At 69.2% G+C, this 22,400-nt stretch carries 18 protein-coding genes; 14 read left to right on the forward strand and 4 right to left on the reverse strand.

The window, feature by feature from the left end; translation table 11 throughout:
• The first annotated feature begins 36 nt into the window (after positions 1 to 36).
• Positions 37 to 1,611: a phytoene desaturase family protein gene (locus BST28_RS03780; RefSeq protein WP_083079984.1), complete on the forward strand. Its 1,575-nt coding sequence runs from the start codon at positions 37 to 39 to the stop codon at positions 1,609 to 1,611.
• Between the two features lies 1 nt (position 1,612).
• On the opposite strand, the gene BST28_RS03785 is transcribed toward BST28_RS03780, so the two are convergent.
• A complete protein-coding gene (locus BST28_RS03785; protein WP_019737884.1) occupies positions 1,613 to 1,939 on the reverse strand; it encodes a hypothetical protein in 327 nt (108 codons plus the stop codon).
• Positions 1,936 to 3,495 carry an MBL fold metallo-hydrolase gene (locus tag BST28_RS03790; RefSeq protein WP_019737885.1) on the reverse strand — a complete coding sequence of 520 codons (1,560 nt, stop codon included), beginning with the start codon at positions 3,493 to 3,495 and terminating at the stop codon, positions 1,936 to 1,938. The genes BST28_RS03785 and BST28_RS03790 overlap by 4 nt, the downstream gene beginning before the upstream one ends.
• 358 nt (positions 3,496 to 3,853) lie before the next feature.
• Between BST28_RS03790 and BST28_RS03795 the strand changes: the two genes are divergently transcribed.
• The 4 genes from BST28_RS03795 to BST28_RS03810 are packed head-to-tail and all read left to right on the forward strand — an operon-like array spanning position 3,854 to position 7,068.
• Positions 3,854 to 4,642, forward strand: a complete 789-nt coding sequence (locus BST28_RS03795; protein ID WP_065287093.1) for a lysophospholipid acyltransferase family protein — start codon at positions 3,854 to 3,856, stop codon at positions 4,640 to 4,642.
• A gap of 7 nt (positions 4,643 to 4,649) precedes the next feature.
• Positions 4,650 to 5,438 carry a lysophospholipid acyltransferase family protein gene (locus tag BST28_RS03800; RefSeq protein WP_083079986.1) on the forward strand — a complete coding sequence of 263 codons (789 nt, stop codon included), beginning with the start codon at positions 4,650 to 4,652 and terminating at the stop codon, positions 5,436 to 5,438.
• Between the two features lie 2 nt (positions 5,439 to 5,440).
• On the forward strand, positions 5,441 to 6,235 hold the full coding sequence (locus tag BST28_RS03805; protein WP_019738871.1) for a lysophospholipid acyltransferase family protein: 795 nt from the start codon (positions 5,441 to 5,443) through the stop codon (positions 6,233 to 6,235).
• Positions 6,235 to 7,068 (forward strand): Cof-type HAD-IIB family hydrolase, encoded by an 834-nt coding sequence (locus BST28_RS03810; RefSeq protein ID WP_019738872.1) that lies wholly within the window; start codon positions 6,235 to 6,237, stop codon positions 7,066 to 7,068. Before BST28_RS03805 ends, BST28_RS03810 begins: the two co-directional genes overlap by 1 nt.
• Before the next feature lie 27 nt (positions 7,069 to 7,095).
• Here the strand turns inward: BST28_RS03810 and BST28_RS03815 are convergent, their stop codons facing one another.
• Positions 7,096 to 8,793 (reverse strand): N-acetylmuramoyl-L-alanine amidase, encoded by a 1,698-nt coding sequence (locus BST28_RS03815; RefSeq protein WP_083079987.1) that lies wholly within the window; start codon positions 8,791 to 8,793, stop codon positions 7,096 to 7,098.
• A 136-nt stretch (positions 8,794 to 8,929) separates the two neighbouring features.
• The gene (locus BST28_RS03820) at positions 8,930 to 9,802 is read right to left on the reverse strand and encodes a MotB domain-containing protein (protein WP_083079989.1); all 873 of its coding nucleotides are present in this window, start codon (positions 9,800 to 9,802) and stop codon (positions 8,930 to 8,932) included.
• 314 nt (positions 9,803 to 10,116) lie between these two features.
• On the opposite strand from BST28_RS03820, the gene glf reads away from it, so the two are divergent.
• The 9 genes from glf (at position 10,117) to fadD32 (ending at position 22,391) form a co-directional block, all read left to right on the forward strand.
• On the forward strand, positions 10,117 to 11,319 hold the full coding sequence (gene glf, locus BST28_RS03825) for a UDP-galactopyranose mutase (RefSeq protein ID WP_065287097.1): 1,203 nt from the start codon (positions 10,117 to 10,119) through the stop codon (positions 11,317 to 11,319).
• Positions 11,316 to 13,208 (forward strand): glycosyltransferase, encoded by a 1,893-nt coding sequence (locus tag BST28_RS03830; RefSeq protein WP_083079991.1) that lies wholly within the window; start codon positions 11,316 to 11,318, stop codon positions 13,206 to 13,208. Before glf ends, BST28_RS03830 begins: the two co-directional genes overlap by 4 nt.
• Complete coding sequence (locus BST28_RS03835) at positions 13,205 to 13,759, forward strand: phosphatase PAP2 family protein (protein WP_019737635.1); 555 nt, start codon at positions 13,205 to 13,207, stop codon at positions 13,757 to 13,759. The genes BST28_RS03830 and BST28_RS03835 overlap by 4 nt, the downstream gene beginning before the upstream one ends.
• A complete protein-coding gene (locus BST28_RS03840; protein ID WP_019737634.1) occupies positions 13,756 to 14,679 on the forward strand; it encodes a decaprenyl-phosphate phosphoribosyltransferase in 924 nt (307 codons plus the stop codon). The genes BST28_RS03835 and BST28_RS03840 overlap by 4 nt, the downstream gene beginning before the upstream one ends.
• A complete protein-coding gene (aftB, locus tag BST28_RS03845; protein WP_019737633.1) occupies positions 14,657 to 16,672 on the forward strand; it encodes a terminal beta-(1->2)-arabinofuranosyltransferase in 2,016 nt (671 codons plus the stop codon). Before BST28_RS03840 ends, aftB begins: the two co-directional genes overlap by 23 nt.
• 291 nt (positions 16,673 to 16,963) lie before the next feature.
• On the forward strand, positions 16,964 to 17,941 hold the full coding sequence (locus tag BST28_RS03850) for an esterase family protein (protein WP_083079992.1): 978 nt from the start codon (positions 16,964 to 16,966) through the stop codon (positions 17,939 to 17,941).
• A gap of 170 nt (positions 17,942 to 18,111) precedes the next feature.
• Positions 18,112 to 19,005, forward strand: a complete 894-nt coding sequence (locus BST28_RS03855; RefSeq protein ID WP_029249569.1) for an esterase family protein — start codon at positions 18,112 to 18,114, stop codon at positions 19,003 to 19,005.
• A gap of 128 nt (positions 19,006 to 19,133) precedes the next feature.
• Positions 19,134 to 20,204 (forward strand): carboxylesterase Culp6, encoded by a 1,071-nt coding sequence (culp6, locus tag BST28_RS03860; RefSeq protein WP_019738831.1) that lies wholly within the window; start codon positions 19,134 to 19,136, stop codon positions 20,202 to 20,204.
• A gap of 273 nt (positions 20,205 to 20,477) precedes the next feature.
• Positions 20,478 to 22,391: a long-chain-fatty-acid--AMP ligase FadD32 gene (gene fadD32 / locus BST28_RS03865; RefSeq protein ID WP_083079994.1), complete on the forward strand. Its 1,914-nt coding sequence runs from the start codon at positions 20,478 to 20,480 to the stop codon at positions 22,389 to 22,391.
• Positions 22,392 to 22,400: the final 9 nt, after the last annotated feature.

Genomic DNA, 22,400 nt, shown 5'->3' on the forward strand with positions numbered 1-22,400 from the left:
CGTGTCAGCTTCGGCTCAACGGAAGGCGGTGCGGGGGTGAATTCCAAGACCGATTACGACGCGATCGTCATAGGTGCCGGGCACAACGGGTTGGCTGCGGCACTCATCCTGCAACGCGCCGGCCTGCGCACGCTGTGCCTGGAGGCCGGGCGCTATGCCGGTGGGATGTCCTCGACGGTGGAGCTGTTCGACGGCTACCGGTTCGAGATCGCCGGCTCGGTGCAGTTCCCGACGTCGGCCGCGGTCACCGCCGAACTGGGATTGGACGGCCTGGACAGCATCGACCTCGAGGTGATGTCGGTGGCGATGCGCGGCGTCGGCGACGACCCGCTGATCCAATACACCGACCCGATGAAGCTGTTCACCCATCTGTCCGAGGTGCACGGTGCCGAGGCCGTCAACGGCATGGCCGGGCTGCTGGCCTGGAGCCAAGCCCCCACCCGGGCGCTGGGCCGATTCGAGGCCGGCCGCCCGCCGAAGACCCTCGACGAGATGTATGCCTGCGCCACCAACGAATTCGAACGCTCCGCCATCGACGACATGTTGTTCGGATCGGTCACCGACGTGCTGGACCGCTACTTGCCCGACCGGGAGAAGCACGCGGCGCTGCGCGGTTCGTTCACCGTGCTGGCCGTCAACACCCTCTACCGTGGACCGTCCACCCCCGGCAGCGCCGCGGCCCTGGCCTTCGGCCTCGGGGTCCCCGACGAGAACACCGTGCTGATGAAGAAGCTGCGCGGCGGGATCGGGGCGCTCACCGGGCATCTGCATGAGACGTTCACCGCTGCCGGCGGAGAACTGCGGTTGCGCGCCAAGGTGTCCGAGATCGTCGTCGATAATGCCGGCACCCGGGTGGCTGGGGTGCGCACTGAAGCCGGCGAGACCGTGACCGCGCCGGTGGTGGTCTCGGCCATCGCCCCCGATGTCACCGTCACCGCGCTGATCGACGCGTCCGCGCTCCCCGAGGACGTCCGGGCCCCCTATGCCCGCACCGACCATCGCGGCTCCTACCTGCAGATGCACTTCGCGCTGGAGGAGGCTCCGCAGTTCGCCGCGCCGTATGAGGCGCTCAACGAGCCCGCCATGCAGGCCTCCGTGGGGATCTTCTGCACGCCCGAGGAAGTGCAGCAGCAGTGGGAGGATGCGCGGCGCGGCATCGTGCCGGCCGATCCGACCGTCGTGCTGCAGATCCCGTCGGTGCACGACCCCGACCTGGCGCCGCCCGGCAAACACGCGGCGTCGGCGTTCGCGCTGTGGTTCCCGATCGAGGGCGACGGCAACTACGGTGAGATGAAGGTCGAGATGGGCCAGCGGGTGATCGACAAGATCACCCGGCTGGCACCGAACTTCGAGCGCAGCATTACCCGCCACACCACCTTCACCCCGCGCCATATGGGCACCATGTTCGGTGCGCCCGGCGGCGACTACTGCCACGGGCTGTTGAACCCCGACCAGATCGGGCCCAACCGGCCCGGCGCCCGCGGCTTCGTCGGCCAGCCGTTGCCGATCGAGGGACTGTATCTGGGCAGTGCGGGGTGCCACGGCGGCCCGGGGATCACGTTCATCCCCGGCTACAACGCCGCCCATGCGGTGCTGGCGGACCGGACGTAAGTCAGTCTGCCAGCAGCGCGTCGAGCAGTTCTCGAAACGCCGTCGGGTCCGCCGGGGTGAACGCCGGCCGCGGCCACGGGTTGCCGTGAAGCTTCAGGGTGATCAACGTGGATCGCAACGGACGCTTGACGTCCAGCGGCAGCCAGCGTCGCAGATCCGAGCTGCCCCAGATCCGGAATCGGTGAGCGATGCCCAGCGGCTCGGCGTGGTAGCCGCGAACCGCCGACAACGGGATCACCTTCGAGGTGCCGGACGGAAAGTGATAGCGGCGCAACGTGATCGCCCGGCGATCCAGGGCGACCAGTCCGTCGTCGTAGGAGTCGTTCACAGCTTTTCGCAGCGCAGCTCGTGGCCCCGAGCGGTCAGGCACCGGCCCGTGTTCAGGTCCCATTGCCAGCCGTGCTGATTGCAGGTCAGGGTTTCACCGTCGACCACCCCGAACTTCGACAGGTCGGCCTTCATGTGCGGGCAGCGGCGCTGAATCTGCCAGCCGCCCAGGGCGATCGTCGCCGAGTCGTCGTGGCTCTCACCGAACCAGCCGTCGGCGTAGACGATCCGGTCTTGGGTGAGGCACTTGAAGAATGTGTAGAGGTACTCGTTGTAGCCGCCGACCCGCCACGCGGTGAAACGGGTGGACAAGAAGATGGTGTTGACCCAATCGGGCTCTCCGTCGCGCAGCACGGTGCGCACCAGTTCGGGCGGGATACCGAAACCGTAGCGGAATTTCTCGGCCGGGAGCGGCTGGCGCACCATGCGCTTGGGGAAGTCCAGCACCACCGTCTCGGTGTGGCCTTCTCCGTCCAGCACCAGCTCGACCGGGTAGCCGATACCGTCGCAGATCTCGTTGCTGCGGGCCATGATCGGCTCGAACAGCGCCCGCAGCGGCTCCAGCATCGCCGGGCCCGCCGCCGGTGCCCAGGAGGCTTTCTCGGCGGCGAGCACCGGGGCCATCCGATCGGCGTAGGCGGCGATGTAGTCCGCCTTGCCGCTCGTGAAGATCGCCTCGACCTCATCGGTGGGCGCCGGGTGCGTCAGCGAATCCAGTTGCGCCCCGGTGAAGCTGGCCGTCGACCCGGGGATCATCAGCAGCCCGCCGTCGTGGCCGTTGCGGCGCAGCTGATCGAGGAACACCATCTCGTCGGGAAAGATGTTGGCCGGATCGCCGTGGTCGTCGTTGAGGTAGCGCAGCTCGTCGTCCAAAAAGCACGGCGGGCCGGCCGAGGGCACCACCCAGGTCGCGCCGACGTGCGCGACGTATTGGCGGGCGCGGTCCATCTGCCGTTGGCGCTTCTGGGTGCCGAACGCCTCCTTGGCCCGGGCCGGCATGTCGTAGACCATCGGGTACCAGATCGCCCCGGAGTACTGCAGCAGGTGCACGTCGATGGCACCGAATGCCTGCAGCACATCCAGATCGATCGGGCGCGAGTCGTTCATATTGAAAACGGTGGTGACACCGTCGCTGACCACCAGCCCCGAGTCGCCGATCGGGCCGTCGGCCGGGGCGCGCAGCGCGATGATCATCACGTCGAACTCGCCCTTGGGGCCCGACACCGTGTGCCGCACCGAGTCGGTGGTCTCGAAGAACCGGTGGAAGCCCAGCTTCTCCAGTTCGCGGCGCAGGTCCGGCACCGGATAGTCGGGCAGCAGCACCACCGCGTCCTTGTTGACGTGGGCGGCCAGATGCCGGGGATCGAAGTGGTCGTGGTGCAGGTGCGAGATGTAGAGGTAGTCGCAGTCGCCCAGGGCGTCCCAGTCCAGGGTGGAGTTGTCCGGGAACGGGAACCACGACGCGAAGTAGGCGGGGTTGACCCACGGGTCGCACAGGATGCTGCCCGCGGCGGTCTCGATCCGGAAGCCGGCGTGTCCGACGCTGGTGACCCGCACTTGTACCTTCCCCGACGTGTAAGAGATTCCTCCCGAGCTTAACGGCGCGGCGGCCGGGGCCGTGGGGGACGTGGCGGTATCGCCAACCGTGCTGGATGAGCCGGGTTCGTCCGTGCTGGCTGCGGGTCGGAGGCGTCCCCGCAGCGCGAGGTCGGCTCGGGGAAGAACAGCGGCCCCGATGCTGCCGGTCCCGGCGAGGAGATGGGGGAAACCTCGCACCAAACAACGCAGCGAAGACAGGCCCTTCTGAAGGCCCGCGCCAAACCCGTCAGATTTTTCACCAAAGACGGCAGTCGCAAATAGCTGGGCCCCGAGCTGTTCCGACTGGTCCCGCCGCAATCGCCTAGGCTGGACGACTGTGGAGCCGTGGTACGGAAGTGTCGCTACCGTTGCGCGCACATTGTGGCGCTTTCAAGGGGTGAAGATCACCGTCACCGGCGCGGAGCACGTGCCCGCCAGCGGCGGCGCCGTGGTCGCGATCAACCACACCGGTTACCTCGACTTCGCGTTCGCCGGACTGGCCGCCTACGACAACAAGCCGCGCCGGCGGGTGCGGTTCATGGCCAAGAAGGAGACCTTCGACAACCGCTTCACCGGACCGATCATGCGCGGCTGCCGGCACATCGCGGTCGACCGCGGGCAGGGGGCCGACGCCTACACCGCCGCCGTCGAGTACCTCAGGGCCGGTGAGCTGGTCGGGGTCTACCCGGAGGCGACGATCAGCCGCAGCTTCGAACTCAAGGAGTTCAAGGGCGGCGCCGCCCGGATGGCCATCGAGGCGCAGGTGCCGATCATTCCGCACATCGTCTGGGGCGCCCAGCGGATCTGGACCAAGGACCACCCCAAGCGGCTGGGGCGCTCCAAAGTGCCGATCTCGGTGGCGATCGGCGAGCCCATACCGCCGACGCTGCCCGTCGAGGACCTGCGGTCCCTGCTGCAGACCCGGATGCAGCACCTGCTCGAGCAGGCACAGGACGCCTATCCCGAACATCCGGCCGGAGAGTTCTGGGTGCCGCACCGCCTCGGCGGCGGTGCCCCCACGCCCGCCGAGGCGCTGCGGCTCGACGCCGAAGAAGCCGCTCGTAAGGCCGAGCAGCGGGCCGCGCGGAACCAGCAGCCGCCGAGTGCGACGGGCGCCGCGGAGTAGCCCCGGCATGCAGCCGGTCTTTCGTGCGCTGGAGCTGGCAGCGGTGACCCTGGTGAAGGTCTCCGGCGCCCGAATCGATTTTGGCGGCCTGAAGCACATCCCTGCCGAGGGCGGCGCGGTGATCGCGATCAACCACACCGGCTACATCGATTTCCTGCCCGCGGCGCTGGCGGTGTATCGGCGGGGGCGGCGGATGCGGTTCATGATCAAGGCCGAGATGCAGCAGGTGAAGGTGGTGAACTTCCTGATCAACCACACCGGCACCATCCCGGTGGATCGGGGCGCCGGATCCGACGCCTACCGAAATGCGGTGGCCGCGCTGCGCTCCGGTGAGGTGGTCGGCGTCTACCCGGAGGCCACCATCAGCCGCAGCTTCGAGCTCAAGGAGTTCAAGTCCGGGGCCGCCCGGATGGCGATCGAGGCGCAGGTGCCGATCGTGCCGCTGATCGTGTGGGGTGCCCACCGGTTGTGGACCAAGGACCATCCCAGGGCGCGGCTGATCGCCAGCAGGATGCCGATCACCGTGCTGGCGGGCCCACCGCTGGCCCCGGCCGGTGATGCCACTACCCTCAGCTCACAGCTGCGCGCCCAGATGGCGCCGATGCTGGCCCGGGTTCAGCAGGAATATTCCCACCCGGCGGGCCAGTACTGGGTGCCGCGACGAATGGGCGGCACCGCACCCACCCCGGAGGAGGCCAAGGTTCTCGACGAACAGGAGCTCGAACAGCGGAGGCGCAAGGGCGCAGGTGGCCACGGACCGACCGGCCGGCCGGGCCCCTCGAGCATGGAGCACTGAGCATGGCCGAACCCCTGTTCCGGTCCCTGGAGATCGTGATCCCGCCGCTGGTGCGCGCCAACGGGCCGCACCTGACCTTCGAGGGCCTGGAGAACATTCCCGAACGCGGCGGGGCGGTGCTGACTCTCAACCACACCAGCTACCTGGACTGGTATCCGGCCTCGGTCGCGGCGCTGCGGCGACGTCGCCGGCTGCGGTTCATGATCAAGGCCGAGATGACCGAGGTGCCGGTGATCAGCTACGTGATCAAGCACATCAAGCTGATCCCGGTCGACCGTTCCGCGGGGGCCGGCGCCTACGACGTGGCGGTCCAGCGGCTGGCCGACGGCGAGCTGGTCGGGCTGCATCCGGAGGCCACCATCAGCCGCAGCTTCGAACTGCGCGAGTTCAAGACCGGCGCCGCGCGGATGGCCCACGCGGCCGGCGTCCCGATCATCCCGGTCATCGTCTGGGGTATCCACCGGGTATGGACGAAGGATCACCCGAAGCATCTGTGGCGCAATCACGTTCCGGTGCTGGTGAAGATCGGCCGGCCGATGGCCGCCTCCGACGACATCGAGGCGACCACCGCGCAGCTGCGTGACACGATGGCCGCAATGCTCGAACAGGCGCAACTGCAGTACCCGCACCCCGCCGGCGCGTACTGGGTGCCGCGGCGGCTCGGCGGCGGCGCGCCCACCATGGCCGAAGCCTTGGCGATGCGCGAAGCCGAACTCGCCGAACGCGATCGCAAACGGCTCGAGCGCGTGCAGGGGGGCCGGCTGCGGCGGGCGCTGGCAGGTCTGAGTAGGCGCTGATGGCCCGGCCGCAGCACCCGATTCCCGCGCTGATAGCCAGCGACGTCGACGGCACCCTGCTCGACGACACCGAGAACATCACCGCGCGCACCCGGGAGGCCGTGCGTGCGGCCGTCGACTCTGGATCGGGGTTCGTCCTGGCGACCGGGCGCCCGCCGCGCTGGATCCCCCCGGTCGTCGACGCACTCGGATTCGCTCCGCTGGCGGTGTGCGCCAACGGGGCTGTCATCTACGACCCGGACACCGATCGGGTGATCTCGGCGCGCACGCTGTCGGCCGACAACCTGGTCAAACTGGCCGAGATCGTCGGCCGCGTCATCCCCGGCGCGGGCATGGCGGTGGAGCGCATCGGCGAGCGCGCACACGACGCGGCGACCCCGCAGTTCGTCAGTTCACCGGGCTACGAACACGCTTGGCTCAACCCGGACAACACCGAGGTCTCCCTCGAGGATCTGCTGTCCCAGCCGGCGATCAAACTACTGATCCGCAAGGCGGGCGCGGCCAGCGCGGACATGGCGGCGCACCTGGCGCCCCACATCGGCAGCGCCGCGGAGCTGACCTATTCCACCAACAACGGACTGATCGAGGTGGTGCCGGCGGGTATCACCAAGGCCACCGGTATCGAGGAAGTGATCGCCCCGCAGGGGATCGCCATCGATCAGGTGCTGGCGTTCGGGGACATGCCCAACGACCTGCCGATGTTGTTGAGCGCCGGGCACGGCGTGGCGATGGGCAACGCGCATCCCGAGGTGCTCGCCGCAGCCGCCGAGATCACCGCGCCCAACACCGACGACGGCCTGGCCCGGGTGCTGGAACGCATTTTCCTGCGTTGACCCGGCCTCGACCAGGGACTGCGCCGGCTAGCCGACCGCGAACGGGTCGACCACCCGGGAGAAGCGCTCCAACTGCACCGGCGGGCCCTCCGGCGGGGGCGGCGGCAGCTCTTCGGCGTTACCGTCGATGACCCGGATGACGCTGCCGCTGGCCCGGTTGTAGTTCAGCGTGCCGTGCTGGAAGTTCTGGCCGATCCATTCCGGTTCGGGGATCTCGGCGCTGGTGGGCAGCCCCAGGATGCCGCGCTCGTAGCCCAGCGATGCCCAGGCCTCATAGATCGCCCCGGTGACCGGCTGGGCGCCGGTCTCCGGCGACCAGTACACCGCCCCGTGCTCGAAGGTCGCGTACTTGGTGGAACCCGCGCCGATCGCCTCGGGCGAGGTGGGGGCGCCGAGCATGCCCTCGGCCCCGCCGAGCTCCAACCAGCGGGTGTGGATGGCACCGCCCTGCATCGTCCGGGCGAGGTCTTCGGGGCCCGGGGGGTCGTCGAATCGGGCTGCGATCTCCCGGATCTCGTTGAGCGCGGCGTAGCCCTGCTCGCCGGGGCACTCGGTCGCGTCGAGGTCGCGGTGGGCGATGATCGCCGGCAGCATCAGCGCCGAGCCGCGCGGAAAGTGGGTGAACGAGCCGCCGCCGGAGGTCAATTGGGCGGTGCCGCGCGGGTCGGTGCGGTCCAGTCCCAGCCGCCAGCCCAGCAACCGGCCGACGGTCTCGAGCTGAATCGGCGGGGGAGGCTCGTCGTCGAAGGTGCCGATCATCGACACCCCCCAGGTGTTCTTGTTGAAGCCGCCGGCGTGGCTGCCCACGATGCCCTTGGTGACGCCGCCGGCCCGGCCCTCGAACACCTGGCCGTACTTGTCCACCAGTGCGTTGTAGCCGATGTCGCACCAGCCCAGGGTGCGGGTGTGGTAGGCGTAGATGGCCCGGATGATGCTCGCGGAGTCTTCGGGGGCGTAGTCGTTGGATCCCGCGGTGTGATGCACCACCGCCGCCTGGACCGGGCCGCTCTCCACCGGCTTGCCGCACCGGCCGCGGGCGCTGGCGCCCCACTGGCTGCGCGGAATGATGGTGGGTGGCTGTCCCGGGGCCAGCACCGCGCTCGGCGGCGACCACTGGGCGTCGACCGGGGCCTTCGGCGGGGTGATCAACACCGCGGAGATGTTCTGCGCGAACGGCTGTGCGGCGGTGGCCGGCACATAGCCGAGGTCGGGTTTGGCCGGTGCGGGGCGGGGTTTGGGCTGCTGTTTCGAGGGGGCCTCGGGGGCGGCCTTGGCCTGCGCCGTGTCGGCGGGAGCCGGCCGGGTGACGGCGATCTGTACCGCGGTGGTCCGGCCGACGAACACCGGCTCGGTCCCGTCCGGGCCCGGGGCGGGCGCGTCGGCGGGCCGGGCCGCCGACGCGTGCTCCTTGGCCTCGTGAGCGGTGGCGTACCACGGCCCCCACGACCCGTCGGCGCGCTTGGCGCGGATCTTGGCCGAGGTGCCGCTGAGATCTGCGCCGGTGAGCGCGACCATGGTGAACGGGTCGTCCTGGGTGATCTCCCGAACGGTGACCCCGGGTTCGAGGTCAGGCAGCGGCTGCTGGTTGAGCTTGGTCGCGGAGGCGCTGGGGGGAGTGTCCACCGGCGTGGGCTTCGAGCCGGAGTCCAGGGCCCACGGCAGGATCAGCACGGTCGCGACGGTAGCGGTCAGCTTGATCGTCGGCGGTGGGCGACGGGTTGGCACGTGCTGATGTTACGTATGTGTCTTGTGTTGTTAGTGATGCGACACGCGACCGGCCGATTGTCAACGGCACCGCAGAGTCTTCCGTTGCCCGGCTTGGGCGCGACTCTGCGGTGCCGTTAGGAAACAGGCTCCTTGGTCAGGGGGCCGGAACCGCGGCGGGTGCGGCGGCGGCGGCCGGGGCCGCCCCTTGCGCGGCCTGCGCGATGGACGGGATCACCACACCCTTGAGCAGGTCGATGGCCTGTCCGGCGCCCAGCTGATTGGCCGCACTCATCAGGTCACTGACGACCCCGCCCTTCTCCTCCGGCATGCCCATGCCCAGCGACGGGTCGCCGAGGATCGGGTAGGTGCCGTCCAGGCCCGGGTCCAGACCCACCGGAGAGGTGAGCGGCATGTCACCGGAGCCCAGCAGGCCGGTGTCCGGGCTGGTCAAGCCGGGGGAGGTCAGCCCGGGGCTGGTCAGCGACGGGTCGGTCAGGGTCGGCGTGGTCAGACCGGGCGAGGTCAGGCCCGGGGTGCCCGTCAGCGACGGCGTGGTCAGGCCCGGCGACGTCAGCCCGGAGGTGGTCACACCGGGGGTGCCCGCCGGCGGGGTGGACAGTGACGGCGTGGTCAGCGACGGATCGGTCAGGCCCGGCGAGGTCAGGCCCGGCGAGGCGGGGTACATGCCCGGCGAGGTCAGGCCCGGCGAGGCGGGGTACATGCCCGGCGAGGTCAGGCCCGGCGAGGCCGGGTACATCCCCGGCGACGTCAGCGCCCCCGTCCCGTTCCCGAAGCCGGGAACCGGCGGAAGGTTCACCCCGAACTGGGACAGGCCCTGCGAGAGGGCCGAGATCAGCTCATTGGGCAGGTCGGCCACCGAGGCGGCCGCGACGAAGTCGTGGTGCTGCGGCGCACTGTTGTGGGCCACCAGCTCGGATACAGCGACAACTGCAAACGGACTTGCGACCGCTAGGGCGGCGACTGCGCTCATAGTGGTCGAGAGCCTGCGTCGACGTCGGTTCGGCACGGAAGTCTCCTCAATATGTTTTGCCCTTCGGCCGGCGGGGCCGTCGAGCGTTTACCGCCTACCCGATCGACGGTACGCGTGTGACTAGTGTGAATAGAGTGACGAGATCGAATCGTGAGGAAACCGCGACCAACCCTTCCTCGGGGTCGAGGGTCCCGGCCGCGCGCCGAGCTCGCACCGGTATCGGGAATCGGCGCGTTTCCCCAGCCTGACCTCGGTCCCGCGGGGCCGCTCGGCGGCCGGACCCGACCGACAGGGGAGGTGGCGGGGCGCCGACGCTGCTCGCGGCCGCTGTTCAGATACCCTTGGCGCCGATGACCGCTCGTTTTGACCTCTTCGTTGTGGGTTCTGGATTCTTCGGCTTGACCATTGCCGAGCGCGTAGCCACGCAGCTCGACAAGCGCGTCCTCGTCGTCGAGAAGCGCCATCACATCGGCGGCAACGCCTACTCGGAGGCCGAACCGCAGACCGGTATCGAGGTCCACAAATACGGCGCGCACCTGTTCCATACCTCTAATAAGCGGGTCTGGGACTACGTGCGGCAGTTCACCGACTTCACCGGCTACCAGCACCGGGTCTTCGCCATGCACAACGGGCAGGCCTACCAGTTCCCGATGGGGCTGGGCCTGGTGTCGCAGTTCTTCGGCCGCTACTTCACCCCGGACGAGGCCAAGGCGCTGATCGCCGAACAGGCCGCCGAGGTCGACACCAAGGAAGCGAAGAACTTCGAGGAGAAGGCGATCAGCCTGATCGGCCGCCCGCTCTACGAGGCCTTCGTCAAGCACTACACCGCCAAGCAGTGGGAGACCGACCCCACCGAGCTGCCCGCCGCCAACATCACCCGGCTGCCGGTGCGCTACACCTTCGACAACCGCTACTTCAACGACACCTATGAGGGGCTGCCGGTCGACGGCTACACCGCGTGGTTGGAGAACATGGCGGCGCACGACAACATCGAGGTCCGCCTGGACACCGACTGGTTCGACGTGCGGGACGGCCTGCGGGCCGAGAGCCCGGAAGCCCCGGTGGTCTATACCGGACCGCTGGACCGCTACTTCGACTACGCCCAGGGCCGGCTCGGCTGGCGCACCCTGGACTTCGAGCTCGAAGTGCTCGACACCGGGGACTTTCAGGGCACCCCGGTGATGAACTACAACGACGCCGACGTGCCCTACACCCGCATCCACGAATTCCGGCACTTCCATCCGGAGCGGTCCTACCCGACCGACAAGACGGTGATCATGCGCGAATACGGGCGATTCGCGCGCGACGACGACGAGCCGTACTACCCGATCAACACCCCCGACGACCGTGCGATGGTGGAGGCCTATCGCCGGTTGGCCAAGGCCGAGATGGAGTCGGCGAAGGTGCTCTTCGGCGGGCGGCTGGGCACCTATCAATATCTGGACATGCACATGGCCATCGCCAGTGCGCTGAGCATGTACGACAACGTCCTGGCGCCGTATCTGGCCGAGGGCGTTCCGCTGCACGAGAACAACAGGGAAAACAACCGATGACCAAGGCCAAGAGTTCGCGTGCGGTGAGCCGACTTTCGCGGATCATCCTGCCGCGCCACGGTGAGCCGCTGGACGTCCGCAAGCTCTACATCGAGGAGTCGGAGACCAACAACCGCCGGGCGCATCCGCTGACCCGCACCAGCCTGGAGATCGGCGAGGAGTCGGAGGTGTCGTTCGCGACGTACTTCAACGCCTTCCCGGCCTCCTACTGGCGCCGCTGGTCGATCCTCGAGTCGGTGGTGCTGAGTCTGGAGCTGACCGGATCCGGCCGCGTCGACGTCTACCGCTCCAAGGCCACCGGTGCGCGTATCGCCGTGGACGGCAAGCCTTTCGAAGGAAACGGCAGGCCCGCCATCGTCGAGTTCGAGGTGGGCCTGCAGCCGTTCGAGGACGGCGGCTGGATCTGGTTCGACATCACCACCGACACCGCCGTCACGCTGATCGGCGGCGGCTGGTACGCGCCGAGCGAAGCGCCCGGGCGCGCCGACGTCGCGGTCGGCATCCCGACCTTCAACCGGCCCGACGACTGCGTCAACGCGCTGACCGCGCTCACCTCCGACGCCGACGTCGACGAGGTGATCAGCGCGGTGATCGTCCCGGACCAGGGCACCCGCAAAGTGCGCGACCATCCCGGTTTCCCGGCGGCGGCCGCCGCCCTGGGCGACCGGCTGACGATTCACGACCAGCCCAACCTCGGCGGCTCCGGCGGCTACAGCCGGGTGATGTATGAGGCGCTGAAAAACACCGGCTGCGAACAGATCCTGTTCATGGACGACGACATCCGCATCGAGCCGGACTCGATCCTGCGGGCACTGGCGCTCAACCGTTTCGCAAAGACGCCCACCCTGGTCGGCGGGCACATGCTCAACCTGCAGGAGCCGTCGCACCTGCACATCATGGGCGAGGTCGTGGACCCCGACGTGTTCATGTGGACCAACGCCCCGCACACCGAGTACGACCACAACTTCGCGACCGACTCCCTGGCCGAGACCCCGGAACTGCACCGGCGCATCGACGTCGACTTCAACGGGTGGTGGATGTGCATGATCCCGCGCGCCGTCGCCGAAGAGATCGGTCAGCCGGTGCCGTCGTTCATCAAGTGGGACGACGCCGAGTACGGGCTGCGGGCCGGTGAGCACGGCTACCCCACGGTGACCTTGCCGGGCGCGGCGATCTGGCACATGGCCTGGAGCGACAAAGACGATGCGATCGACTGGCAGGCCTACTTCCATCTGCGCAACCGGCTGATGGTGGCGGCGCTGCACTGGGACGGCAACATCGCCGGACTGATCCGCAGCCACCTCAAGGCGACCTTGAAACACCTTGCCTGCCTGGAGTATTCGACGGTGGCAGTGCAGAACAAGGCGCTCGACGACTTCATGGCCGGCCCCGAGCACATCTTCTCGATCCTGGAGTCGGCGTTGCCGGACATCCACGCGCTGCGCAAGAACTACCCCGACGCGGTGGTGCTGCCGGCGGCCAGCGCGCTGCCGGCCCCGTCGCAGCGCCGCAAGCCGATGCGCCCGCCGGTGCAGCCGCTGTCGATCGGCTACCGGCTGGCCCGCGGCATCCTGCACAACCTCAAGGCCACCGCGCCCGAACATCACCGGCGCCCGCAGCTCAACGTGCCCACCCAGGACGCCCGCTGGTTCCTGCTGTGCACCCAGGACGGTGTCACCGTCACCACCGCCGACGGACGCGGCGTGGTCTACCGGCAGCGCGACCGGGAGAAGATGTTCACGCTGCTGCGCGAATCGCTGCGCCGCCAGTACCAGCTGAGCCGCCGCTTCGACGACCTGCGCCGGGCCTACCGCCGGGCCCTGCCCACGCTGGCGAGCAAGCAGCAGTGGGAGACGGTGCTGCTTCCCGACGGCGCGACGCGGGCATGACCGAGATCGCGCTGGAATCCGCAGCGGTGCCGCCGCACGGCGAGAGCGCCGTGCTGGTCGCCGTGCAGTCGGCGCTGACCGGCCGGCCCGGTGTGCTGCCGGTGGCGCGGGCGCTTTCGCACTTCGGTGAGCACAGCCTGGGCTGGCTGGCGGTGGCGGCGCTCGGCGCGCTGACTCAGCCGCAGCGGCGCCGGTCCTGGCTGCTGGCCGGCGCCGGAACGCTGGCCGCGCACGCCGCGGCGGTGATCATCAAGCGCGTCGTGCGCCGCAAACGGCCGCACCATCCGGCGATCGCGGTCAACGTCGGAACGCCGAGCGCGTTGAGTTTCCCCTCGGCGCACGCCACCTCCACCACCGCGGCGGCCATCCTGCTGGGCCGGGCCGCGGGACTGCCGGTACGGGCACTGCCGGCGCTGCTGGTGCCGCCGATGGCGTTGTCCCGCATGGTGCTTGGGGTGCATTACCCCAGTGACGTCGCCACCGGCGTCGTCGTGGGAGCCGCGGTCGCTGCAGCCGTGACCCGCCTGGACAACTCTGGAGACTCGGCATGAGCGCAGACACTGAAGATCGGGTGCCGGAGATCGGCCCGCCGTCGAACCTGCTCTCCGGGGTGATCAAGGCGATGCGGCCCCGCCAGTGGGTGAAGCAGGTGCTGGTGCTGGCCGCGCCGCTGGCCGCCCTCGGCGGCGATGTGCAGTTCGACTACGCCGATGTCGGCCGCAAGGCTCTGATCGCGTTCGTGGTGTTCTCGCTGGCGGCCTCGGCGGGCTACCTGGTCAACGACGCCCAAGACGTCGAAGCCGACCGGGCGCACCCCACCAAGCGGTTCCGGCCGATCGCTGCCGGGGTGGTGCCCGAACGGCTGGCCTATGTGCTGGCGGCGGTGCTGGCGGCAGCCTCGCTGGCCATCTCATGGTGGCTCACCCCGAACCTGGCCCTGGTGATGGCCATCTACCTGTCGATCCAAATGGCCTACTGCTTCGGCCTCAAACACCAACCGGTGGTTGACATCTGCATTGTGGCCGCGCAGTACTTGCTGCGGGCCATCGCCGGCGGCGCGGCCACGGGTATCTATCTGTCGCAATGGTTCCTGCTGGTGATGGCGTTCGGATCGCTGTTCATGGTGGCCGGCAAGCGCTACGCCGAACTGCAGCTCGCCGAGCAGACCGGCGCCAAGATCCGCAAGTCGCTGGAGAGCTACACCGGCACCTATCTGCGGTTCGTGTGGACGGCCTCGGCCACCGCAATGCTGGTCTGCTACAGCCTGTATGCCTTCGAGCGCGACAGCGGTTCGGGGTCCTGGTACGCGGCGTCGATCATCCCGATCATCGTCGGGATCCTGCGCTACGCGGTCGACGTCGACGGCGGCATGGCCGGTGAGCCCGAGGACATCCTGCGGCGCGACCGGGTGCTCCAGCTGATGGCGCTGGCCTGGATCGGAATCATCGGTGCTGCCGTCGCCTTCGGTTAGCCTGCGCCAGCGCGGCACTCAACCGGACCCCAGGGTCCGGCCACTGGGCTGGCCCGCGGTCGCCTACAGCCCGTCGGTGCGGATCAGCGCCTGGGCCGGGGTGGCGGTGGTGCTGCTGCTGTTCGGCGTCGGGGCGTGGCGGCGGCGGTGGATCTCCGACGACGGTCTGATCGTGCTGCGCACGGTGCGCAACCTGCTGGCCGGCAACGGGCCGGTCTTCAACGCCGGCGAACGGGTGGAGGCCAACACCTCCACGGCGTGGACCTACCTGATGTATCTCGGCAGCTGGCTCGGCGGGCCGGTGCGGATGGAATACGTGGCGCTGGCGTTCGCGCTGACGCTGAGCCTGGCCGGGATGGCGCTGCTGATGCTGGGCACCACCCGGCTGTATGCCCCCGGTCTGCAGGGCCGCCGCGCCCTGCTGCTGCCCGCCGGGGCACTGGTCTACATCGCGCTGCCGCCCGCCCGGGACTTCGCCACCTCCGGGCTGGAGAGCGGCCTGGTGCTGGCCTATCTGGGCCTGCTGTGGTGGATGCTGGTCTGCTGGTCGCAGGCGCTGCGGATGCCGCGATCACGTGCCCGCGGAACCCGGTTCACCGCCGCCCTGGCGTTCGTGGCCGGATTCAGCGTGCTGGTTCGCCCCGAGTTGGCACTGATCGGCGGCGGCGTGCTGATCATGCTGCTGATCGCGGCGCGGGACTGGCGGCCCCGGGCGCTGATCCTGGTGGCCGGCGGTGCGCTTCCGGTGGCCTACCAGATCTTCCGGATGGGCTACTACGCGCTGCTGGTGCCGGGTACCGCGTTGGCCAAGGATGCCGCCGGCGACAAGTGGTCGCAGGGAATGATCTACCTGGCGAACTTCAACGCCCCCTACGCATTGTGGGCGCCCGCAGTGCTTTTAACGGCGCTGGGCGCCGCGCTGTGGGTGGGCGCCGCGGTGCGCCACCGGCCCCGCCGTCCGGTGCCCCGCGGCGTCGGCCCCTGGGCCCGGCTGGTTCAGAGCCCGGCGGCGGTGGTCTGTTTCATCGTGATCAGCGGGCTGCTGCAGGGCGCCTACTGGATCCGCCAGGGCGGCGATTTCATGCACGGCCGGGTCTTGCTGGCGCCGCTGTTCTGCATGCTGGCCCCGGTGGCCGTGATCCCGATCCTGCTGCCCGACGGTGCGCGCTACCACCGCGAGGCCGGTTACCCGCTCAGCGGCGCGGTCGGCGTGCTGTGGCTGGCGGTGGCCGGCTGGGCGCTGTGGGCGGCCAACTCGCCCGGGATGGGCGACGACGCGACCAGGGTGACCTACTCCGGGATCGTCGACGAACGCCGGTTCTACTCGCAGGCGACCGGCCACCCGCACCCGCTGACCGCCGCGGATTATCTGGGCTACCCGAGGATGCGTGCGGTGTTGACCACGATCGAGGCCACGCCCGACGGGGCGCTGCTACTGCCGTCGGGCAACTACGACCAGTGGGACGTCGTCCCGGTCATCCTGCCGGTGCCCCCGGGGATCGGCGTCAAGACCGATCCCGATCCGGGCGACACCGGGCCCCACACCGTCTTCTTCACCAACCTGGGCATGCTGGGCATGAACACCGGGCTCGACGTCCGGCTGCTCGACCAGATCGGGTTGGCCAATCCCATTGCGGCGCATACCGAACGGCTTGAGCACGGCCGGATCGGCCACGACAAGGACCTGTTCCGGGATTGGGTGGTGGCCGACGGGCCGTGGGTCAAGTGGTATCCGCTGATCCCGGCCTACCTGGACCAGGACTGGATCGCCCAGGCCGAAGCCGCCCTGCGCTGCCCCGACACCGCGGCGGTGCTGGGCTCGGTGCGCGCACCGATGGGCCCGCGCCGGTTCCTGTCCAACGTGCTGCACTCGGTCGGCTACACCCGGTACCGGATCGAGCGGGTGCCGCGCGACGAACTGATCCGGTGCGGCCTGGCGGTGCCCGAACCGAGCCGCCCGACCTATACCGGGATGCCGCCCGACGTCCCGTGACGACGAGCACCGGCCCACCCGAAAATGTGATGGACGTCATGCTTTGCTGTTCGCAGCTACCGGCGGCGCCCGCCTCACCGGCCGGAATGGCCTCGCGAGCGCAGCGCGCCGACCGCGGGAAAATCAGGTGGCGGGCCGATTCCCGGCTCGTGCGCCAGAACCGCAAGGGCTCTGGGGGCGTTTCTGTGGTTGACTACACCGGCACTGTCGCGCTCGCGCGCGCAGATCCGGCCCGAGTCGGGCCACCCAATGAATCAGGCACGGCAACAAGAACGAATGAGGATTTTCAGGATGAAGCTGCTTGACAGGTTGATGGTCGCCGCCGCCGGCGCGGCCCTGCTGGCGGGGTTGGTCGGGGTCGTCGGCGGCACCGCGGAGGCGAACGCCTTCTCCCGGCCGGGTCTGCCGGTCGAGTACCTGCAGGTGCCCTCGGCCTCCATGGGCCGCGACATCAAGGTCCAGTTCCAGAGCGGTGGTCAGGGCTCGCCGGGCCTGTACCTGCTCGACGGCATGCGGGCCCAGGACGACTTCAACGGCTGGGACATCAACACCCAGGCGTTCGAGTGGTACCTGAACTCGGGTATCTCGGTGATCATGCCCGTCGGCGGCCAGTCCAGCTTCTACAGCGACTGGTACAAGCCGGCTTGCGGCAAGGCGGGCTGCTCCACCTACAAGTGGGAGACCTTCCTGACCAGTGAGCTGCCGGCCTACCTGGCTTCGGAGTACGGCGTGAGCCAGACCAGCAACGCCGCGGTCGGCCTGTCGATGGCCGGTTCGTCGGCGATGACGCTGGCCATCTACCACCCCAACCAGTTCACCTACGCCGGCTCGCTGTCGGGTTACCTCAACCCGTCCACCGGCAAGGGCTGGATCGGCCTGTCGATGGGTGACGCCGGGGGCTACAAGAAGAACGACATGTGGGGCGAGGACAACGACCCGGCGTGGCTGCGCAACGACCCGACGGTCAACGTCGACAAGCTGGTCGCCAACAACACCCGGCTGTGGGTGTTCTGCGGCAACGGCAAGGCCAACGAGCTGGGCGGCGACAACATCCCGGCCGTGTTCCTGGAGCAGAACTTCATGATCGGCGCCAACAAGAAGTTCCAGGAGCTCTACACCGCCGCCGGTGGCAGCAATGCGATCTTCAACTTCCCCGAGTACGGCACGCACTCCTGGGAGTACTGGGGTCAGCAGCTGCAGGCGATGAAGCCCGACCTCCAGAGCCACCTGGGCGCTTCGCCAGCGACCGAGAGCGCTCCGGCCGAGTAGTCCACGGACTCCAATGCACCGCCGACGGCGGCGACCCCCCGGGGCGCCGCCGTCGGTAGTTTCCGGCCCTGCCCGTCGCTGCCGTGTGGTTGACTACCTTCGGCGGATCGCCTGCGCGCGGCCAGCGGCGGATGATCGCCACGAAATCTGTGCCGACGAGCGAGGTGGGTATGAGCGGACTGTCGAAGTTGCTTCGGGCGCTGTGCGTGGCCGTGCTGACTCTGAGCATGTGGGGCGGCGGCGTCATGGTCGGCGCGGGCGCACATGCCGCACAGTTCGAGAACCTGATGGTGCCGTCGCCGTCGATGGGCCGCGACATCCCGGTGGCGTTCCTCAACCAGGGGCCGCACGCGGTGTACCTGCTCGACGCATTCGACGCCCACCCCGAGGTGAGCAACTGGGTGACCGCGGGCAACGCGATGAACACCCTGGCCGGCAAGGGCGTCTCGGTGGTGGCGCCGGCCGGCGGGGCTTACAGCATGTACACCAACTGGGAGCAGGACGGCAGCAAGCAGTGGGAGACCTTCCTGTCCAGTGAGCTGCCGGACTGGCTGGCGGCCAACCGCGGCCTGGCCCCGGGTGGTCACGCTGTGGTGGGCGCGGCCCAGGGCGGCTACGGGGCGATGGCGCTGGCCACCTTCCACCCGGACCGGTTCGGTTTCGCCGGTTCGATGTCGGGCTTCCTGGGCCCGGCCAACACCACCGAGAGCGGTGTCATCAGCGCGGGTCTGGAGAACTTCGGCGGGGTAGACCCGTACGGCATGTGGGGCGCACCCCAGCTGGGCCGCTGGAAGTGGCACGACCCGACGGTGCACGCCACCCTGCTGGCGCAGAACAACACCCGGGTCTGGGTGTACAGCCCGATGGGGGGCGCCTCCAACCCGGCCGCGATGATCGGCGACCCGGCCGAGGCGCACGGCAGCGGCCGGTTCTTCAACATGCAGTACCGCCAGGTGCGCGGCCGCAACGGGCATTTCGACTTCTCCGCCGGTGACAACGGGTGGGGGTCGTGGGCGGCGCAGCTGGGGGCCATGTCCGGTGACATCGTCGGCGCGATCCGCTAGCGGCGCTAAGGCGCAGCGCTCCGCCAATCCCCGTTGACTCTGCGTCCACGACGCAGAAGTGCGAGTAATCCGCCCCGTAGGCGCAGAGTCAATGGTGGATGCCGCTGATCTGTACCGTTAGAGGCGCTATGGCCAACAAGAAGACACCGAAATCCCCGCGGAAATCTTCGCGATCCCCCAAATCCCCGTCGAAGTCTGTGCGCAACCGTCGCCGGGTGCTGGCATGGGTGGCCGCCGGTGCGATGGCACTGGCGGTGGCGCTGGTCGCGGTGGTGCTGGTGATCTGGATTCGGCACCCGGCCTCCCCGCCGACCGCCGAGTCGCCGTCGGCGGGGGTCCCGCCGACCAGCTCGGTTCCGCCGCGCGTCAAGAAGCCGCGTCCGGCCTATCAGGACGCCAGCTGCCCGGACGTGCAACTGGTCGCGGTGCCCGGCACCTGGGAGACCTCGCCCACCGACGACCCGCTGAACCCCACCCAGTTCCCCATCGCGCTGTTGCTCACCGTCACCCGCCCCATCGCCGAGCAGTTCGACGCCTCCCGGGTGCAGACCTACACCGTTCCGTACACCGCGCAGTTCCATAATCCGCTGTCGGCCGACAAGCAGATGAGCTACAACGACAGCCGCGCCGAGGGCACCCGCAACACCATCAAGGCGATGACCGAGATGAACGAGAAGTGCCCGCTGACCAGCTATGTGCTGGTTGGCTTCTCGCAGGGTGCGGTGATCGCCGGTGACGTCGCCAGCGACATCGGCAACGGGCGCGGCCCGGTCGATGAGGACTTGGTGCTGGGCGTGACGCTGATCGCCGACGGCCGCCGCCAGGACGGCGTGGGTATCGACGTGCCGCCGACCCCGCCGGGGCAGGGCGCCGAGGTGACCCTGCACGAGCTGCCGATCCTGTCGGGGATGGGGCTGACCATGACCGGCGCCCGCGACGGCGGTTTCGGCGACCTCGATAAGCGCACCAACGAGATCTGCGCGCGCGGCGACCTGATCTGCGCGGCCCCGCAAGAGGCGTTCAGCATCGGTAGGCTGCCGGCCACCCTGGAGACGCTGGCCGGTGGCGCGGGTCAACCGGTGCACGCGTTGTACGGCACCACCGACGTCTGGAGCCAAGACGGCCTGTCCGCCACCCAGTGGACGCTGAACTGGGCGCGCGGCCTCGTCGAGAACGCGCCGCATCCGCCACACGGCTGAGGCCAGGGGAACCCGGCGGTTGGGCCCCGCCGCGTGAACCCGGAGATCGCAGTCACACGCGGTACCGTTTGATTTGGCACGAGCCGCACCGACCTCTAACATTAAGAAGAATTTAAGAGCATGCGGCCGCGGCCGCGGGGGCGAGCAGCGCGGGTCGAGGGGTACCGGAATCCCGCTACCATCTGTGAGGTCCCGGGCCGCGCGACGGGCCACCCGACGTGCCGGCCGCGCCCGGCAGCCGAATGAACGTATGTTCGTGACAGGAGATTTTGCATGGCCCCGGCACCAGCACAGGCCGCTTACCACAACCCGTTCATCAAAGACGGCAAGGTCCGGTTCCCCGACAACGCCAACCTGGTGCGCACCGTCGAACGCTGGGCAGCGCTGCGCGGGGAGAAGCTGGCCTACCGGTTTCTGGACTACTCCACCGAGCGTGACGGTCTGGCCCGCGACATCTCGTGGGCGGACTTCGGCGCCCGCAACCGCGCGGTGGCGGCCCGGCTGCAGCAGGTCACCCAGCCCGGCGACCGGGTGGCGATCCTGTGCTCCCAGAACCTGGACTACCTGGTGTCGTTCTTCGGGATCATGTATTCCGGACGTATCGCGGTGCCGCTGTTCGACCCGGGCGAACCCGGCCACGTGGGCCGGCTGCACGCGGTGCTCGACGACTGCACCCCGTCGGCTGTGCTGACCACCAGCGACTCCGCCGAGGGCGTGCGCAAGTTCTTCCGCGGCCGTCCGGCCAATGCCCGCCCGCGCGTGATCGCCGTCGACGCGGTGCCCGCCGAGGTGGGGTCGACCTGGGTGATGCCCGAGGGCGACCGGGACGCGATCGCCTATCTGCAGTACACCTCCGGCTCGACCCGCACCCCGACCGGTGTGAAGATCACCCACCTGAACCTGCCGACCAACGTCGTCCAGCTGCTCGACGCCCTCAAGGGCCGCGAAGGCGACCGCGGTGTCACCTGGCTGCCGTTCTTCCACGACATGGGCTTGGTCACGATCCTGCTGTCCTGCGTGCTGGGTCAGCAGTTCACCTTCATGACCCCGGCCGCGTTCGTCCGCCGGCCCTACCGGTGGATCAAGGAGATGGCCCGCAAGGAAGGGGAGACCGGTGAGTGCTTCTCGGTGGCCCCGAACTTCGCCTTCGAGCACGCCGCAGCCCGCGGACTGCCCAAGGAGGGCGACCCGCCGCTGGACCTGAGCAACGTCCGGGCGATCCTCAACGGCAGCGAGCCGGTGTCGGCGGCCTCGGTGCGCAAGTTCAACGAGGCCTTCGCGCCCTACGGTTTCCGTCCGGAGGCGATCAAGCCGTCCTACGGGCTGGCCGAGGCCACCCTGTTCGTGTCCACCACCCCGCCCGACGAGGGCCCGCGGATCATCTACGTCGACCGCGAAGAGCTCAACAACGGCAACCGGTTCGTCGAGGTGCCCGCCGACGCCCCCAACGCTGTCGCCCAGGCGTCCGCCGGCCGGGTGAGCGTGGACCAGTGGGCGGTGATCGTCGACTACGAGACCGGCGCCGAGTTGCCCGACGGCCAGATCGGCGAGATCTGGTTGCAGGGCAACAACATGGGTTCGGGCTATTGGAACCGCGAAGAAGAGACCACTGACACCTTCCGGAACGTGCTGAAGACGCGGACCAGCCCGTCGCGCGCCGAGGGCTCCGACGAGAACGGTTTCTGGGTGCGCACCGGCGACTACGGCGCCTACTACAAGGACGACCTCTACATCACCGGCCGGGTCAAGGACCTGGTCATCGTCGACGGCCGTAACCACTACCCGCAGGACTTGGAGTACTCCGCGCAGGAGGCCAGCCGCGCGCTGCGGGCCGGCTACATCGCGGCGTTCTCGGTGCCGGCCAACCAACTGCCGCAGTCGGCGTTCGACAACCCGCACTCCGGGCTGAAGTTCGACCCGGAGGACACCTCCGAGCAGCTGGTGATCGTCGCCGAGCGCGCCCCGGGCGCCCACAAGCTGGAGTACCAGCCCATCGCCGACGACATCCGGGCGGCGATCGCGGTGCGTCACGGCGTGACCGTGCGTGACGTGCTGCTGGTGTCGGCGGGCACCGTGCCGCGCACCTCCAGCGGCAAGATCGGCCGGCGTGCCTGTCGGGCCGCCTACCTCGACGGCAGCCTGCGCGGCGGCACCACCGCACCGAACTCCTTCCCCGACCAGGCCTAGGCCCGATGA

The sequence above is a fragment of the Mycolicibacter kumamotonensis genome (genome assembly GCF_002086285.1).
Lineage (GTDB): Bacteria > Actinomycetota > Actinomycetes > Mycobacteriales > Mycobacteriaceae > Mycobacterium > Mycobacterium kumamotonense.

Excerpts from the sequence above, each read along its gene's own strand:
- BST28_RS03800 (WP_083079986.1), top strand. The coding sequence starts at position 4,650 with ATGCAGCCGGTCTTTCGTGCGCTGGAGCTGGCAGCGGTGACCCTGGTG.
- BST28_RS03805 (WP_019738871.1), top strand. The coding sequence starts at position 5,441 with ATGGCCGAACCCCTGTTCCGGTCCCTGGAGATCGTGATCCCGCCGCTG.
- BST28_RS03810 (WP_019738872.1), top strand. The coding sequence starts at position 6,235 with ATGGCCCGGCCGCAGCACCCGATTCCCGCGCTGATAGCCAGCGACGTC.
- glf (WP_065287097.1), top strand. The coding sequence starts at position 10,117 with ATGACCGCTCGTTTTGACCTCTTCGTTGTGGGTTCTGGATTCTTCGGC.
- BST28_RS03830 (WP_083079991.1), top strand. The coding sequence starts at position 11,316 with ATGACCAAGGCCAAGAGTTCGCGTGCGGTGAGCCGACTTTCGCGGATC.
- BST28_RS03835 (WP_019737635.1), top strand. The coding sequence starts at position 13,205 with ATGACCGAGATCGCGCTGGAATCCGCAGCGGTGCCGCCGCACGGCGAG.
- BST28_RS03840 (WP_019737634.1), top strand. The coding sequence starts at position 13,756 with ATGAGCGCAGACACTGAAGATCGGGTGCCGGAGATCGGCCCGCCGTCG.
- BST28_RS03850 (WP_083079992.1), top strand. The coding sequence starts at position 16,964 with ATGAAGCTGCTTGACAGGTTGATGGTCGCCGCCGCCGGCGCGGCCCTG.
- BST28_RS03855 (WP_029249569.1), top strand. The coding sequence starts at position 18,112 with ATGAGCGGACTGTCGAAGTTGCTTCGGGCGCTGTGCGTGGCCGTGCTG.
- culp6 (WP_019738831.1), top strand. The coding sequence starts at position 19,134 with ATGGCCAACAAGAAGACACCGAAATCCCCGCGGAAATCTTCGCGATCC.
- fadD32 (WP_083079994.1), top strand. The coding sequence starts at position 20,478 with ATGGCCCCGGCACCAGCACAGGCCGCTTACCACAACCCGTTCATCAAA.